Raw genomic sequence first — 15,530 nt, forward strand, 5'->3', positions numbered from 1 at the left:
CGCTCCCCACTCACCCAAACCCTGGGCAGGATGTTTCCACAGCATCCACAACGCCCAGGGCCAGCATGTCGTCCCACACCAACACCGGCGCCCAGGCGGAAGACGAGTTCGAGCGCCACTGGCAGAGCCAGGGCAAGGCCGCTCACCTTCTCCGCTTCCGGGACAACAAGGACATCCGGGGCCTGAATCGGGGCAAGGCGCTGGCCGCCTTCAAGCAGCCCTCCGACTACCTTCTCACCCACCAGGGCGTCACGCTGTACGCCGAGGTGAAGTCCAGCGCCCACCCAACCGCCTTCGCCTTCGGCCTGATCGCGCCCTACCAGCTCGGCAGCGCCGAGCGGATCGTCGTGGCCGGTGGCCGGTACGACTTCTTCGTCCGCCGCCTGCATCCCACCGAAGGCCGCTGGTTCCGTCTCCCCGCCCGCGTGGTTCTGAGCCACCCCCGCCGGTCCATGTCCTGGACCGAGCTGCAACCCCATGCCGTCGAGATCCCATGCCGCACTACATGATCGACATCGAGACGACCGGCACCCGCCCGGATCGCGCCGCCATTCTCCAGATCGCCGCCGTCCGCTTCGACCCGGTGGCCCGGACCATCGACCATGACGGCCTGTTCAACATGTGCCTGCGGATGCCGGGCTGGCGCTTCTGGGACGACGACACCCGCACATGGTGGCAGGCACAGAACCAGGACGTCTTCCAGCGCATCCTGTTCAACGCCCAGGACCCGCGCGCCGTGACGCACGCCTTCCTCCACTGGGTGAACGCCGACCACGCAAAGATCGACGACCGTTATTTCTGGGCCAAGAACGCCGCCTTCGACTTCATGTTCCTGGCCTCCTACGGAACCGACTACGACACCGGGATGCCCTTCTCCTACCGGAACGTGAACGACATGAAGGCGTTCATCCGGGGCCGCTGCTTCCCCGAGGACATCCCGGTCATCGACCAAGCGCCGACCGATCAAGCCCACGACGCCATCGTGGACTGCATCATGCAGATCGACTGGCTGTTCAAGGCGCTCGACGCCACCCCGTAATTCCCCTCCGCCCCTGGAGACAGACATGCGTCTGGAGATCAATGGTCTCCAGGTGGAGGCGCTTGGCGACCCCCACCTGGGCAAAAAATTCGTCAACGGCGTGCCGCTTCACCGCCGGGGTGAGCGGGAGGCGATGGTCTGGCGGGACTTCCGGGCCAGCCTCGCCAAGGACTGCGACCTTCACGTCACGATGGGCGACATTTTCGACAAGGCGGTCGTCCCCTTCAGCGTCATCCTCGACGCCGCCATGGCCTACCGGACGGCGGCGACCATCAGCCCGCACACCCGGTACGTCATCCTCATGGGCAACCATGACGGCAGCCGGGACGCCGATTTCCGCTCGGCCTTCGATGTGTTCGCCGCCCTGGTCCAGGACATCGCCAACCTTCACGTCGTCCGTCAGTCCGCCACGATCATCGCCGGGCTTGCCTTCTGCCCCTGGGACCCGTTCGTCACCGCCGAGGCGATGATCGCCGACGTGCCGGACGACGTGGCGGCGGTGTTCGGGCATTGGGACATCATCGACGTCGCCCGCCAGTCCCACAATTTCCTGCCGGTCGAGTGGCTGTCCAAGCGCCCGAACGTCCGGGTCTTCACCGGCCACGACCACAAGGCCCGCGTCGAGCGGGTCAACGGCGTGACGGTCAACATCGTCGGTTCGATGCAGCCCTTCGCCCACGGCGAGGACGCCGATGACCAAGAGCCGCTGTACCTCACGGTCACGCTCGCCGAGTTGGAGCGCGACGAACCGGAACGGTTCATCAACACCTGCGTCCGCCTCGACCTGAAGCCGGGTGAGGCGCCGCCGGACCTCGACTGCCTCCAGCTCACGACCCGGCGGATCACCGAAGAGGGCGAGCCGGAGGAGCTGACCGTCGCCTTCGACAGCTTCGACATGGAGGGCCTGTTCAAGGGCGCCCTCGGTGAGGCCGGGGTGCCCGACGACATCGGCGCCCTGGTCCTGACCCGCTATCTCGAAACCCGCCTGAAGGATGCCGAATGATGAGCGCCCTTTTCACCGCCCTGCGCGAGGGCGGCATGGACGATGCCCTTCAGCACCTCGCCGCCACCCAGCGTGAACGCGACGAGGCCCGCCAGCGGGTCGCCCAGTTGGAGCGCCGCGTCACCGACCTCCTCGACGCCAACAACCGCGAGGTCGAGAACCGCCGCTTCCTCGCCAACCGGATGCGCCAGTCCGCGCGGCTGCTGACCGCCCTGGCCCAGACGGGAGACCCGAAAATCCTCGCGTCCATCCACACGTTGCTGGAGGTGTGAATGCTGCATCACCTGCACATCAAGAATTGTTTCACCCACGCCGACCGGCGGGTGGAGTTCGCCCCCGGCCTGACCTGCATCACCGGCCCCAACGAGATCGGCAAGTCCCTGCTGCTGGAGATGGTCGCCTACGCCCTGTTCGGCGCCGTCGCCCTCCGGGGCAGCCGACCGGACGGGCTGTTCGTGGAGTTGGGCTTCGCGGTGAAGGGCGTTCCCTACCGCGTCACCCGCCAGGGCGCCAAGGCGCTGCTGCTGCGCGACGGCGCCGAGCTGGCGACCGGCACCAAGCCGGTCAACGCCGCCATCGTCCGGGTCCTGGGCTACGACCACACCGTCTATGGCATGGCGAACCTCTGCGCCCAGGGCCAGATCGAGGCGTTGGGCGCGATGAAACCCGCCGAGCGGAAGAAGGCGGTGGACCAGACCATCGGCCTGTCGGTGCTGGACGAGATCACCAAATGGTGCGGCGATCAGGCCCTCGGCTTCACCCGCGAGGCCGACACGCTGGAGCGCCTGCTGGTCAAGCCGATCCCGCCGGAGCCGCCGGAGGGGGCGCCCGTCACCGCCGCGATGGTCGCCGCCGCCGAGGCGGACGAGCGCGAGCGGATCGAGCTGCTGGCCTGGATCCGAAACGAACCAACCGTGCCGCCGGAGCCGGTCGCCCCCGGCGCGGAGAGCGCGACAACACTCCAGTCCCTGGTCGATGAACGCCAGCAACTCGCCCTTCAGGTCGCCAGCCTGAAGACGCAGGCCGACGCCATCCCCGACGCCGCCATGACCGAGGACGAGATCGCCCTGGCCGAGGCCGGGTGGACGGCCTTCCACCGCGCCCAGGAAAAGGCCCGCGCTCTGGCCGGGCTGGTCGAGCCGACCCTGACCGAGGCCGAGATCGCCGCCGGGCTGTCGGGCTGGGCCGCCTTCCATCGGTCGGAGGAGAAGCGCAAGGCCCTGGCCGGACTGGTCGAGCCGACCATGAGCCGCGCCGACTGCGACCAGCTTCTCGCCCAGTGGGACGCCCACGACCGCTGGACCCAGCGCCAGAAGCTGGCCGAACATCTGAGCCAATGCCCGAAATGCGGCCATGAATGGGCCGACGACGCGGCGTGGGACCGGGTGAAGGACGCGCCCGAGACGGCGCGGCCCGCCCGCCGCCCCGATTTGCGGGTGCTCGACGCCTGGGAGGCGAGCGCCGACCTGCGCGCCGAATACGCCGCCGTGCCGGACGCCGCGAAGCCGGGCGTGCCGGAGCTGACCTACCAAAAGGCACAGCTCGCGCTCACCGCCTGGAAAGACAGCGCCGACCTTCGCGCCCAGTTCGCGGGAGTCCCGGACGCCCCGATGCCAAAGGTCACGGAAGCCGCCCTCCGGCTGGCCCGCAACGCCCTGGCCGAAGCCGCCCGGAAAGCGGCGCTGGTCACGGCGATGACCGGGATCGCCGCCCGCTTCGTCGCCTTGCCCGACCGGACGGCGGACCTCGCCGCCCGCCGCCGCTACGACGCCGACCACGCCGCCTGGGCGGTGGCCGTCCAGCGGCACGGCGTCTGGCTGACAGAGCGGGTCGCGAAGAACCTCCGGCTGGACGCCCTCGGCGACACCGGAACCACCCTGGCCCAACTCCGCGACGCCCACCAGCGATGGGCGATCTTCGAGCGGGAGGTCGCCGCCTTCGAGAAGGCCCACGCCCAGTATGAACAGGGGGCGGCCAACCTGAAGGCGGCCCGCGAGACGGCCGAACACTGGTCCAACGCCAAGAAGGCGGTCGCCGACCTCCGGGTCCGGGTGAAGGCGTATCTCCTGCCGAGCCTGAACAAGGTGGCGTCCCTCCTGATCGGTCAGATGACCGGCGGAAAGCGGACCAGCGTCCTGGTGGACGAAGATTTCGACATCCGGGTGGACGGCCAGCCGGTCAACACCCTGTCGGGGTCCGGCAAGGCGGTCGCCAACCTGTCCCTCCGGGTCGCCCTGGGTCTGGTCCTGACCAACCGGGTCTTCTCGGTCTTCATGGGCGACGAGCTGGACGCCAGCATGGACAAGGACCGCGCCGGCTGCACCGCCGAAGCCCTGGCCCGCCTGACCGAGACGGTCGGTCAGGTCATCGTCGTCTCCCACAAACCGTTTGACGCCGACAACAACATCGACCTGGGGGTGTCAGCATGACCTCTCCGGTCCCGGAACTTCTCACTCCGGCAGAAGCCGCCCGCTTGCTGCGATGTTCATCCCGCTACGTCCAAACCCTTTGCGCAGCAGGGAAAATTGGCGCCCGGCTGATCGCTGGCCGCTACCTGATGACGCAACAAGACCTGAACAATTATATCGACGGATCGAAGGTGGCGACATGCCCAAGCGCAACCCCGGCGCCCGGCTTGAATGGCGGGAGGATCGGAGTCTCTGGGAAATCATCTGGTACGAACGTGGGCAACGCAAACGCAAGTCAACGGGCACTGATGACCGCCGAGAAGCTGCTCTCCGACTCTCGGAACACCTTGCGGCGCTCCCCGCCGGGCCGCAACGCCCAAGAGATCCCAGTGAAAGGTCTATAGCCGAGGTCTTGACCGCCTACGCGGAAGGGCGTGGAAGCGATGTCGCGGACGCCGAACGGCTCGCCTACGCTTTGAAGGCGCTGGTGCCGTTCTGGGGTGAGTTGCAGGTCGGGGATGTCACGGAGACTCTTTGCAAAGCTTACAAGAACCAGCGCGGCAAAGCGGATGAAACGGTGCGGCGGGAATTGACGGTGTTGCGTGCCGCGATCAACTTCGATTTCGATCATGGCCGTCTCACACGTCCAGTTCCCGTTTGGCTGCCATCGCCCGGTGAACACAAGGATCGTTGGCTTACGCGGAGAGAAGCCGCCGCTCTGATCCGGGCCGCCCGCGCAGAGCCACGAAGTCGGCGTCATCTGCCACTGTTCATTCTTCTTGGTCTCTACACAGCCGCACGGAAAGAGGCGATCTTGTCGCTCAGATGGTCGCAGGTTGATCTGGAGCGCGGCTTGATCGACCTCAATCCACCCGGTCGGGGACGCACGGACAAGGGGCGTCCAATCATTCCCATTCCCAAAAGACTATCCACGTTCCTGCGGCATGCGCAGAAGCACACCAGCATCAGTCATGTGGTGACGTTCCATGGCAAGCCGGTGCAGGACATCAAAAGGGCGTTTGCCGCTGCCTGTCGCTCAGCCGCTTTGGAGGACGTGACGCCTCACACGTTGCGACACACCGCCGCCACCTGGATGGCCCAAGCGGGCGTTCCGATGCTGGTGGTTTCACGCTTCCTCGGCCACACCGATTCGCGGACGACCGAGCGCGTCTACGCCCATCATTCGCCCGACTATCTGGCGTCAGCACGGGAGGCTTTGGATCGCCGCCGGTAGGTTACTGCCCCGAATACTGCCCCATCCTGGGGAACGCTTCGTCGTAACCTATTGAGAAGATTGGCGGACCCGAATGGATTCGAACCATCGGCCTCTGCCTTCGGAGGGCAGCGCTCTATCCAGCTGAGCTACGGGTCCATCGCCTGCGGAAGCGGACCATAGCGCAAGGCTTTGGCCAACGCAAACACTTCGCGCAAAGAAAAGTCTCATTCCGAACAAGGCGTCCGCTCAGGCCACGTCCAGGCGCGACACGCGCAGCGCCGCCAGGAAATCGGTGAAGGTGTCGCCCTGGATGGCGATGTGGCGTTTGGTGACGTCGCGCGCGGCGTCGGAATCCCCGGCAATGATGGCCTGAACAATCGCGTCATGCTCGGCCCAGGATCGCCGCATCCGGCCCGGATGGCGCAGTTGCAGGCGGCGGTAGGACGACACCCGGTTCCGCAAACTCCGCGTCATCTCTTCCAGATGGCGGTTGTGGCTGCCGACATAGATGGCGTCATGGAACTCGCGGTTGGCCTGATAATAGGCCTCGACGTCGCCATTCTCGCTGACCGCCTTGCAGCGCTCGTGCAGGGCCAGCAGGTTGGCGTGGTCGGCGGCGGTCATCCGGCGGGCGCACAGCTCGGCGCACAGCGATTCCAGATTGGCCATCACCTCGAACATCTCGACAATGCTCTCCACGCTGAGCGTCGCCACGACCGCGCCCTGCCGGGGCCGCATCTCCACCAGACCCGCCGACGCCAGTTGCGCCAGCGCCTCGCGCACCGGGGTGCGGGACACCTTGAAGCGTTCGGCCAGCGCGCTTTCCTCCAGCCGGGAGCCGGGGGGCAGACGGCCCGAGGCGATGTCCTCCTCGATCAGGTCGCGCAGTTGGTCGGCGCGGTTCTGCCGGGGTTCAGCGCGTTCGCTCACGCTCTCGTTCATCGACATGCTGGCTCCTGTTTCCCATGCGGCGGCGGATTTTAACCGATCCCGCCGTTCAAGAATACACAAACGCAAAAACAATTGTCATGCCCAACAAAGTTTGGCATACATAAGACACGATATCGCATGCAAGAAGCCAAAAACGCGATACAGGAGGAAGCCCCATGACATACGCCGCCTTCGCTGACCCGCGCCGCTGACGGGTGGTTTTGCGGGACGCCCCCGCGCCGCCACCGCTTTCGTGTTTCCGCAGGTCCACCCGCCGCCGCTGCGACAGCGCCGTCGGCCCGGCTGGCCCTGCCGCTTGGAAAGGTCTGCATCATGATCGTTTCGCGACGCGCCCTGGTCGGCGCCGCTCTGGCCGCCCCCGCCATCATCGCCGCGTCCCGCCTGGGTTGGGCGGCGGACGCCCGCACGCTGAAAATCTCCCACCAATTCCCCGGCGGCACGCTGGAGGAGGGCGATTTCCGCGACCGCATCACCCGCCGCTTCGCCGCCGAGGTGGAAAAACGCACCGCCGGAACCCTGCGGTTCGAGATCTACCCCAGCTCCTCGCTGATGAAGACGCTGGCCCAGTTCAGCGCGCTGCGCAAAGGCGCGCTTGATCTTTCGCTCTACCCGATGCCCTACGCCGGGGGCGAGGTGCCGGAGGCGAATTTGGGCCTGATGCCCTGCCTCGTCACCAGCTACGAGCAGGGCCGCCGCTGGCGCACCGCGCCGATCGGCCAGGAACTGACCCGGATCATGGACTCCAAGGGCGTCAAGCTGCTGACCTGGATCTGGCAGGCGGGCGGCACGGCGTCCCGCGCCGGGGCGGTGATGAACCCAGAGGACGTGAAGGGCATGAAGATCCGGGGCGGCAGCCGCGAGATGGACATGATGCTGAAGGCGGCGGGCGCGGCGGTCAGCACCATCCCGTCGAACGAGCTGTACGCGGGCATGCAGACCGGCGCGGTGGACGCCGCGATCACCTCCTCCACCAGCCTGATTTCCTTCAAGCTGGAGGAGTTGAGCAAGCATCTGACGGTGCCCAAGCAGCACAGCTATTGGTTCATGCTGGAACCGTTGATGATGTCGAAGACCATCTTTGATTCCCTCACCCCCGACCAACAAAAGGTGGTCGAGCAGGTCGGGTTGGAGATGGAGGATTTCGGCTATCCCGCCGCGCAGGCCGACGATTCCCGCATCGCCCAGATTTACGGCAAGGCCGGGGTCTCCACCGCCGACATGACGGCGGACGCGGTGCGGCGCTGGACCGACATCGCCCGTGAGACGGCCTGGAAGGATTTCGCCGAACGGACCAAGGACGGCGCCCGGCTGCTCAAGCTGGCGGAGCAGGTCTGATGTCCGCCGCCGAACGCAACCTGATCTTTGGCGGGGCCAGCGGGCCGGTGGTCCGCGCGCCGTCGCTGCGGCTGATCGGCGCCGCGCTCGCCTTCGTCAACCGCGTGGTGGTCGTGCTGGCCTCGGTCGCCGTGGTGGCCGCCGGGGTGGTGCTGACGCACGAGGCGGTGACGCGCTACGCCTTCCACCATCCCGCCGATTGGCAGGATGAAATGGCGGTGTTCCTGTTGGTCGGGGCCACCTTCATGTCGGCGGCCTGGGTGCAGGCGCGGCGCGGCCATGTCGCCATCGACGCGCTCGCCGATCTGCTGCCGCCCGCCGTGGACCGCGTCCGCCGCTTCGCCGCCGACGTGGCGTCCTTCGGCTTTTGCGCCTTCTTCGCCTGGAAATCCTGGAGCCTGTTTCACGAGGCGTGGGAGGACGGGATGGTGACGCAATCCTCTTGGGCGCCGCCGCTGTGGATTCCCTACTCCTTCATGGCGGTGGGCATGTCGCTGCTGGCGCTGCAAATTCTTCTGCAAATCCTGGACAGCCTGCTGTCCGACGGGGAGGCCGGGTGATGGGCGCGTTGGAACTGGGTCTGATGTATGGCGCCGCGACCTTCGGCGTGCTGTTTTCCGGGATTCCCATCGCCTTCGCCCTGGGGCTGGTGGCGACGCTGTTCATGATGATCTTCATGCCCGTCGCCGCGCTCGACACCGTGGCGCAGAATGTTTACGAGGAAATGGCCAGCATCACCCTGCTGACCATCCCGCTGTTCATTCTGAAGGGCGCGGCCATCGGCAAATCGCGGGCGGGCGCCGATCTCTATTCGGCCTTGCACGCCTGGCTGCACAAGGTGCCGGGCGGTTTGGGCGTCGCCAACGTGTTCGCCTGCGGCCTGTTCGCCGCCATGGCGGGATCCAGCCCGGCCACCTGCTCGGCCATCGGCAGCGCGGGCATCCCGGAGATGCGGCGGCGCGGCTATTCCGGCGGCTTCGCGGCGGGCATCATCGCGGCGGGCGGCACGCTGGGCATACTGCTGCCGCCCTCGATCACCATGATCCTCTACGCCGTGGCGGCGGAGCAATCGCTCGGGCGGCTGTTCCTGGCGGGCATCGGGCCGGGCCTGCTGATGGTCGTGCTGTTCGCCATCTACGCCGTGGCCCGCTTCCGCAAGGAAAAGCGGATGGCGTTGAGCGAGGGCCGGTTGGACTCGCCGCTGCTGAAGGAAGAGAATTTCACCACGCGGGAAAAGCTGTCGTCGCTGCCGCGCGTGCTGCCCTTCGTCATTCTGCTGACCGGCGTGATGGTGGCGCTCTATGGCGGTTTCGCCACGCCGTCGGAAACGGCGGGGCTGGGCGGGGTTCTGGCCCTGGCGCTGGTGGCGGTGGTCTATGGCGCGCATCGGTTGGACCAGTTCGGGCCGATGCTGACCTCCACCCTGCGGGAATCGACGATGCTGATGATGATCATCGGCATGTCGCTGCTCTATTCCTACGTCATGAGCTATCTGCACATCAGCCAGAGCGCGGCGGAGGCCATCGTCGCCCTGCATCTGTCGCGCTGGGTGCTGCTGGCCGCCATTCTGGTGATGGTGGTGGTGTTGGGCTTTTTCCTGCCGCCGGTGTCGATCATCCTGATGACCGCGCCGATCATCCTGCCGCCGCTGCGCGCCGCCGGGTTCGATCTGATCTGGTTCGGCGTCATCATGATGGTGGTGATGGAAATGGGGCTGATTCACCCGCCGGTCGGGCTGAACATCTTCGTCATCAAAAACATCGCCCCCGACATCCCGCTGAAGGACGTCATTTGGGGTGTCATGCCCTTCGTCGGGTTGATGATCCTGTGCGTGCTGCTGCTGTGCTTCTTTCCGGGAATCGCCACCGCGTTGCCGGGTTGGGTGTACGGGTCCTGACCGCCCGCTTCCCCGAAAAGAAGGTGGCTGAAAGCCGCCACCGTTCAAGCCGACCTTGTTCAAGGAGCGCCATCGTGGCAACCCGTCTTTCCCCGCGCCGCCTCATCGCGGGCGCCGTCTTCACCCTGGCCGCTTTCGGCGCGGCCTTCGCCCCCGCCGCCGCGCAGGAGCGCGCGGCCATCGCCAACCGCGTCGAGCTGCATTCCATCCCATCGCTGACCCTCAGCGACGGGCAATTCCTCACCGGGGACAGCGCTGGCGCGGTTCCCGTCACCGTGACCGGCGAGTTCCGCGTGGCACAAGGGGAGGGGCGGTTGCCGGTCGTCGTGCTGATGCACGGCTCCGGCGGCATCGGGCCGAACATCGAAATGTGGGCGCGGCTGTTGAACGCGCAGGGCGTGTCCACCTTCGCGATCGATGGCTTCACCGGGCGGGGTCTGGTCTCCACCTCCGCCGATCAGGCCAAGCTTGGCCGTCTCAACCTCATCCTCGACATCTACCGCTCACTGGAGATTTTGGCCAAACACCCGCGCGTCGATCCGCAGCGCGTCGTGCTGATGGGCTTCTCGCGCGGCGGGCAGGCCGCCTTCTACGCGTCGCTCGCCCGTTTCCACGCCCTGTGGAACCGTTCGGGGGCGGAGTTCGCGGGTTACATCCCCTTCTACCCGGATTGCGCCACCCGTTACATCGACGATCTCAAGCCGGTGGCGCGTCCGATCCACCTCATTCATGGGGCGGCGGACGATTACAACCCGCTGCGGACCTGCGCCGCCCAGGTGGAGCGTTTGCAAAAGGCCGGGGCCGCCGTCACCCTGACCAGCTACCCCGACGCCCATCACGGCTTCGACTCGCCGTTGAGCGACGGCCCAATGGTGGCGGCCACCGCGCAAACGGTGCGGGATTGCAGCATCGAAGAGCGCGCGCCGGGGCAGTTGATCAACGCCGCGACAAACGCCCCCTTCGCCTACACCGACGCCTGCGTCCAGAAAGGCCCGCAGGTCGGCGGCAACCCGGAGGCCCGCGCGGCGGCGCAAAAGACCGTGGTTGACCTGATCCTGTCGCTTGTCAAAAAAGGCTGAATCGGCACGGGGAGGCGCCCATCTCCCCGCTTTGAAGGGAAACGACCCATTATGAGCGAGAATTTTTACGACATCGTCGCCGCGCGCTTTCCGGCCAACCCCGACGCGCCCTTTCTGGAACTGGCGTCGGGCGCGGTTCTCAGCTACGCCGATCTCGCCGCGACCAGCGCCCGCTACGCCCATCTGTTGAGTGAGCTTGGCGTGGTCAAGGGCGACCGGGTGGCCGTGCAGGTGGAGAAATCGGCGGAAGCCGTCTTTCTCTATCTGGCCTGCCTGCGCGTCGGCGCGGCCTATCTGCCGCTGAACACCGCCTACACCCGCGCCGAAGTCGCCTATTTCCTGACCGACGCCGCGCCGCGCGTCTTCGTGTGCGCGCCCGCCGCCGCCGAAGGGCTGCGCGACACGGCGAGTGAGGCGGGCGTCGGCGCCGTTCTGACCCTGGGGGCCGCTGGCGAGGGCAGCCTGACCGACGGCGCCGCCGGGAAGCCGACCGATTTCGACACCGTGGTTTGCGCGTCGGGCGATCTGGCGGCGATCCTCTACACCTCGGGCACCACCGGGCGGTCGAAGGGGGCGATGCTGACGCACCGCAATCTGGCGTCCAACGCGGCGACGCTGCACCGCTTGTGGGGCTTCCAGCCCGACGACGTGCTGCTGCACATGCTGCCGATCTTCCACACGCATGGCCTGTTCGTCGCCATCAACTGCGTGCTGATGAACGGCTCCTCCATGCTGTTCCAATCGAAATTCGACCCCGACGCGGTGTTCCGCCTGCTGCCGCGCGCCACCGTGATGATGGGGGTGCCGACCTTCTACACCCGCCTGCTGGCCGACGACCGCCTGACCGGCGCAGCGACGGCGCACATGCGGCTGTTCATCTCCGGCTCCGCCCCGCTGCTGGCCGACACCCACCGGGAGTTTTTCGAGCGCACGGGCAAGCCGATCCTGGAGCGCTACGGCATGACCGAAACCGGCATGCTGACCAGCAACCCGTTGAGCGGCGAGCGCATCCCCGGCACCGTCGGCTTTCCGCTGCCCGAGGTGTCCGTCCGCGTGGCCGACGAGAAGACCGGCGCGCCGATCACCGCCCCCGGCGCCATCGGCGTGATCGAGGTGAAGGGGCCGAACGTCTTCATCGGCTATTGGCGGATGCCGGAAAAGACGGCGCAGGAGTTCCGCGCCGACGGCTATTTCATCACCGGCGACGTCGGCAAGATCGACGAGCGCGGCTATGTCCACATCATCGGGCGGGCCAAGGATCTGGTGATCTCCGGCGGCTTCAACGTCTATCCCAAAGAGGTTGAGACGGTGATCGACGCCATCGAGGGCGTGGTCGAATCCGCCGTGATCGGCGTGCCGCACCCCGATTTTGGCGAGGCGGTGGTCGCCGTCGTCCTGCGCAAGCCAGGGGCCGACGCGCTGGACGAGGCGGCGGTGGCGCGCGCCTGCAAGGAGCAGCTCGCCAACTTCAAGGTGCCGAAGGCCGTCGTCTTCACCAACGAGCTGCCGCGCAACACCATGGGCAAGGTGCAAAAAAACCTATTGCGCGACGCCCACAAGGACCATTTCGACAAGCGGGCGGCGTGATCGGGCGCCGCCGCAACGGGGGAGCGGCATGATGGATGGATCCTTTTTTGGCGATCTTCTGCAAACCATCGCCGACCGGGGGCGGGCGCTGGTCGGCCTGTCGCGCGGCGACGGCGCCGACAGTCCCCCGCAGGATCTGATCGGGTTGTGCGACGCCCTGCTGTCGGGGCGGGGCGAGGCGTCGGGCGTGGCCTTGGCGCAGGAGATCCTGACCCGCTACGCGGCGGCGGACGGGGTGGAGCGGCAACGCTTTCTGGCGGCCCTGGCCGAACGGTTCGGCCCTGACCGCAAACGGCTGGAGCAGGCCATCGCCGCCTGGACCGCCGATCCCGACGACCGCCGGGCGATTGACCTGCACGTCGCCGCCGAACCCCGGCGGCAGGAGTTGATCCGCCGCCTGAATCTGGCGCCCGGCGGCACCCACAGTCTGGTGCGGATGCGCGAGGAGGCGTTGCGACACGCCGCGTCGATTCCCGGCTTCGACGCGATGGACGCCGATTTCGCCCATCTCTTTTCCAGTTGGTTCAACCGGGGCTTTCTGGTTCTGCGGCGGATCGACTGGTCCACCCCGGCCAACATTCTGCACAAGATCATCCGGTACGAAGCGGTCCACGCCATCCATGATTGGGAGGATCTGCGCCGTCGCCTGGAGCCGCCGGACCGCCGATGCTTCGCCTTTTTTCACCCGCAACTGGTCGATGAGCCGCTGATTTTCGTGGAAATCGCGCTGACCGACGGCATCGCCTCGTCCATCGCGGAATTGTTGTCGGAAGACCGCAAGCCGATGCCGACAGCGAAGGCGACGACGGCGATCTTCTATTCCATTTCCAACTGCCAGGACGGCTTGCGGGGCATTTCCTTCGGCAATTTCCTGCTGAAACAGGTGGTGCAGGAGTTGAGCCGGGAGTTGCCCGGCCTGACCAACTTCGTCACCCTGTCGCCGGTGCCGGGCTTCGCCGGGTGGCTGGCCAAGGAACGCGCCAAAGAGGCTGGCATGCTGAGCGCGGAGGAAAAGACCCGGCTGACGGCGCTGGACAGCGACGGGTGGCATCGCGACCCGGCGGTGGTGGATGCGATGTCCCCGCTGCTGCAAAGCGTCGCCGCCCGTTATTTCCTGAAGGCGCAGGGGGCCAACCGGCGGCCCGTCGATCCGGTGGCGCGCTTCCATCTGGGCAACGGCGCCCGGTTGGAGCGGATCAACCCGATGGCCGACCTGTCGGCCAAGGGGCTGAAGCAGTCCCACGGCGTGATGGTCAATTATCTCTATGACCTGCGCCACATCGAACGGAATCACGAATCCTACGCCGAAGGCGGCAAGGTCTCAGCCTCCACCGCCCTGCACAAGCTGGTGAAGAGCGAAACCGGAACGGCGGTGGCCGTCGCCTGAGCCGGGCGGACCCAGCGCGGTACAGAAAAAAGCGTTACTGGTAACGCCATTGGTACAGAAATGCCCGGCGCGCGGAGAAAAACTTCGTGCGGCGGGCGTCCTTTTGGTCTTCCGGCCCCCCCGGCAATCGGCTAAAAGAACGGTGCAACGCCGTTTTAGGGGGATTCGATGGCCAACCCGACCGCCGTGGCCGCGACCAAGCGCCAAAAGCCGCGCGCCGAAAAGCCGGTACAGAAACCAGCCTCGACCGGCGCCCGCTGGGTGGTGTACAGCGCGCCGAAGGGCGGGGTCGGCAAAACGACAAGCTGCAAGAACACCGCCGTGGCGGCGGCGCGCGACGGCATGCGGGTGGCGACGCTGGATTTCGATCCGCAGCGCACGCTCAGCCAATGGCATGATTTGCGCCGCCCGCACGACGTCGCCCGCGTCGATCATTACGAAGGCTCGTTGGACGATGTGGAGGCCGCCTTGGCCCGCATCGACGCCAGCGTCTATGACGTGGTGTTCATCGACACGCCGCCCTCGGTCGAGCTGTTTCCCGAAAGCGTCAAGATTCTGCTGCGCCGGGCCGATCTGGTGCTGGTGCCGACCGGCGTCGGGCGGTTCGACAAGATGAGCGTCATTCCCTGGATGGGTTTCCTGCGCGAGTATGGCCGCCCGGCGGCCTTTCTGCTGAACCGGGTGAAACGGCGCTCGGTCAGCCTGCGCGAAGCCAAGCTGGAGTTGGGCCGGGTCGGGCGTCTGGTGCCGCACGAGGTGCCGGACATCGAGGACATGCACCGGGTCGACGACATCGGCTGTTCCATCGTTGACGTCGGCACGGTCAACGGGGCCGACGAATGTCTGGGGGCCTGGTATTTCGTGCGGCATGAGTTGGGGCTGTGAGCATGGCGAACGTCAAATCCTTCATCAAGAAAGCCGCCGCCGCGCCAAAGGCGCCGGCGTCCAGCACCGAAACGCCGCCGCGCCCGGCGCCCGCCGTCGTTCCGCAACGCTCACCCCTGCCGCCGTCAACCATTCCGCCGTCCAAGGGCGACCGGCGGGCGACGGACATCAGCGACGCGATTGTTCCCTGCCGGACCCGCGAGGAGTTCGCGCAGGAGATCCGCTATCACTGGAACCGCAGCCGCAAGGAATTCCTATCGATTGGCCGCTATCTGAACCGCGCCAAAGACACCTTGGCCCATGGCGAGTTCGAGGCGATGATCGTCAGCGACATGCCGTTTTCGGTGGAAACCGCCTACCGTTTCCGCGCGGTGGCCGAGGCCATCGACAGCGGGCGCTTGGCGTTGGACATGCTGCCGGGGGCGGAAAGCGTCGCCTATCAGATCGTCACCATGAAGCCCGACGAGTTGGAACGGGCCAAGGCGGTCGGGTTGATCCGCCCGGACGTCACCCGTCGGCAACTGATCGACTTCAAACAATCGCTGCGCCCGGCCAAAACCGGCGCAGTCCCAGATCGGCGCAAGGCTCTGCTGGCGGATTACGCCCGCTGCAAGGCCAAGCTGGCCGAGATCCGCGCGGAGCTGCTGCGCGATCACGGCGTCGATCCCGAACGGGACAGCGGCGTCACCATCGACCTTGAGGCCGAGGACGTCGCGTAAAGCGGACATGCCAAAAGACCGCTG

15 protein-coding genes, 1 tRNA gene and 1 pseudogene are annotated in these 15,530 nt (G+C 66.7%); 15 read left to right on the top strand and 2 right to left on the bottom strand.

The window, feature by feature from the left end:
- Window positions 1-65 precede the first annotated feature (65 nt).
- The 7 genes and pseudogenes from D3877_RS23635 (at window position 66) to D3877_RS23660 (ending at window position 5,684) form a co-directional block, all read left to right on the top strand.
- Entirely contained in the window at window positions 66-509 is a 444-nt protein-coding gene (locus D3877_RS23635) for a hypothetical protein (protein WP_119833270.1), read from the top strand.
- Complete coding sequence (locus tag D3877_RS23640) at window positions 494-1,039, top strand: 3'-5' exoribonuclease domain-containing protein (protein WP_119833271.1); 546 nt, start codon at window positions 494-496, stop codon at window positions 1,037-1,039. Before D3877_RS23635 ends, D3877_RS23640 begins: the two co-directional genes overlap by 16 nt.
- A 25-nt stretch (window positions 1,040-1,064) precedes the next feature.
- A complete protein-coding gene (locus D3877_RS23645; RefSeq protein WP_119833272.1) occupies window positions 1,065-2,042 on the top strand; it encodes a metallophosphoesterase family protein in 978 nt (325 codons plus the stop codon).
- Window positions 2,039-2,314, top strand: a complete 276-nt coding sequence (locus D3877_RS23650) for a hypothetical protein (protein WP_147395273.1) — start codon at window positions 2,039-2,041, stop codon at window positions 2,312-2,314. Before D3877_RS23645 ends, D3877_RS23650 begins: the two co-directional genes overlap by 4 nt.
- The gene (locus tag D3877_RS23655) at window positions 2,315-4,471 is read left to right on the top strand and encodes an AAA family ATPase (protein ID WP_119833274.1); all 2,157 of its coding nucleotides are present in this window, start codon (window positions 2,315-2,317) and stop codon (window positions 4,469-4,471) included.
- Window positions 4,468-4,620, top strand: a pseudogene (locus D3877_RS31075) (helix-turn-helix domain-containing protein); the annotation flags it as partial. The gene D3877_RS23655 and the pseudogene D3877_RS31075, both read left to right, overlap by 4 nt.
- Before the next feature lie 29 nt (window positions 4,621-4,649).
- A complete protein-coding gene (locus D3877_RS23660; RefSeq protein WP_238475046.1) occupies window positions 4,650-5,684 on the top strand; it encodes a tyrosine-type recombinase/integrase in 1,035 nt (344 codons plus the stop codon).
- Window positions 5,685-5,745: 61 nt separating this feature from the next.
- Here the strand turns inward: D3877_RS23660 and D3877_RS23665 are convergent.
- Together D3877_RS23665 and D3877_RS23670 are read right to left on the bottom strand one after the other, a co-directional pair.
- Window positions 5,746-5,822: transfer RNA gene (locus tag D3877_RS23665), tRNA-Arg, on the bottom strand.
- Between the two features lie 90 nt (window positions 5,823-5,912).
- Window positions 5,913-6,614, bottom strand: a complete 702-nt coding sequence (locus D3877_RS23670) for a GntR family transcriptional regulator (RefSeq protein ID WP_119833276.1) — start codon at window positions 6,612-6,614, stop codon at window positions 5,913-5,915.
- Window positions 6,615-6,929: 315 nt separating this feature from the next.
- Between D3877_RS23670 and dctP the strand changes: the two genes are divergently transcribed.
- The 8 genes from dctP (at window position 6,930) to D3877_RS23710 (ending at window position 15,506) form a co-directional block, all read left to right on the top strand.
- On the top strand, window positions 6,930-7,952 hold the full coding sequence (dctP, locus tag D3877_RS23675) for a TRAP transporter substrate-binding protein DctP (RefSeq protein WP_199720926.1): 1,023 nt from the start codon (window positions 6,930-6,932) through the stop codon (window positions 7,950-7,952).
- Window positions 7,952-8,512, top strand: coding sequence for a TRAP transporter small permease (locus tag D3877_RS23680; RefSeq protein ID WP_119833278.1), 561 nt, complete (start codon window positions 7,952-7,954; stop codon window positions 8,510-8,512). The genes dctP and D3877_RS23680 overlap by 1 nt, the downstream gene beginning before the upstream one ends.
- Window positions 8,512-9,849 (top strand): TRAP transporter large permease, encoded by a 1,338-nt coding sequence (locus tag D3877_RS23685; RefSeq protein ID WP_119833279.1) that lies wholly within the window; start codon window positions 8,512-8,514, stop codon window positions 9,847-9,849. Before D3877_RS23680 ends, D3877_RS23685 begins: the two co-directional genes overlap by 1 nt.
- 74 nt (window positions 9,850-9,923) lie before the next feature.
- Window positions 9,924-10,928 carry a dienelactone hydrolase family protein gene (locus D3877_RS23690; protein ID WP_119833280.1) on the top strand — a complete coding sequence of 335 codons (1,005 nt, stop codon included), beginning with the start codon at window positions 9,924-9,926 and terminating at the stop codon, window positions 10,926-10,928.
- A gap of 51 nt (window positions 10,929-10,979) precedes the next feature.
- Window positions 10,980-12,515 carry a malonate--CoA ligase gene (locus D3877_RS23695; protein ID WP_119833281.1) on the top strand — a complete coding sequence of 512 codons (1,536 nt, stop codon included), beginning with the start codon at window positions 10,980-10,982 and terminating at the stop codon, window positions 12,513-12,515.
- A 28-nt stretch (window positions 12,516-12,543) separates the two neighbouring features.
- Window positions 12,544-13,902, top strand: a complete 1,359-nt coding sequence (locus D3877_RS23700) for a malonyl-CoA decarboxylase (protein ID WP_119833282.1) — start codon at window positions 12,544-12,546, stop codon at window positions 13,900-13,902.
- Between the two features lie 168 nt (window positions 13,903-14,070).
- Window positions 14,071-14,787, top strand: coding sequence for a ParA family protein (locus D3877_RS23705; RefSeq protein ID WP_238475047.1), 717 nt, complete (start codon window positions 14,071-14,073; stop codon window positions 14,785-14,787).
- Between the two features lie 2 nt (window positions 14,788-14,789).
- Window positions 14,790-15,506 (top strand): DUF3102 domain-containing protein, encoded by a 717-nt coding sequence (locus D3877_RS23710; protein WP_119833283.1) that lies wholly within the window; start codon window positions 14,790-14,792, stop codon window positions 15,504-15,506.
- The last annotated feature ends 24 nt before the right edge of the window (window positions 15,507-15,530 follow it).

Source organism: Azospirillum cavernae (assembly GCF_003590795.1).
In the GTDB taxonomy this organism is placed as follows: domain Bacteria; phylum Pseudomonadota; class Alphaproteobacteria; order Azospirillales; family Azospirillaceae; genus Azospirillum; species Azospirillum cavernae.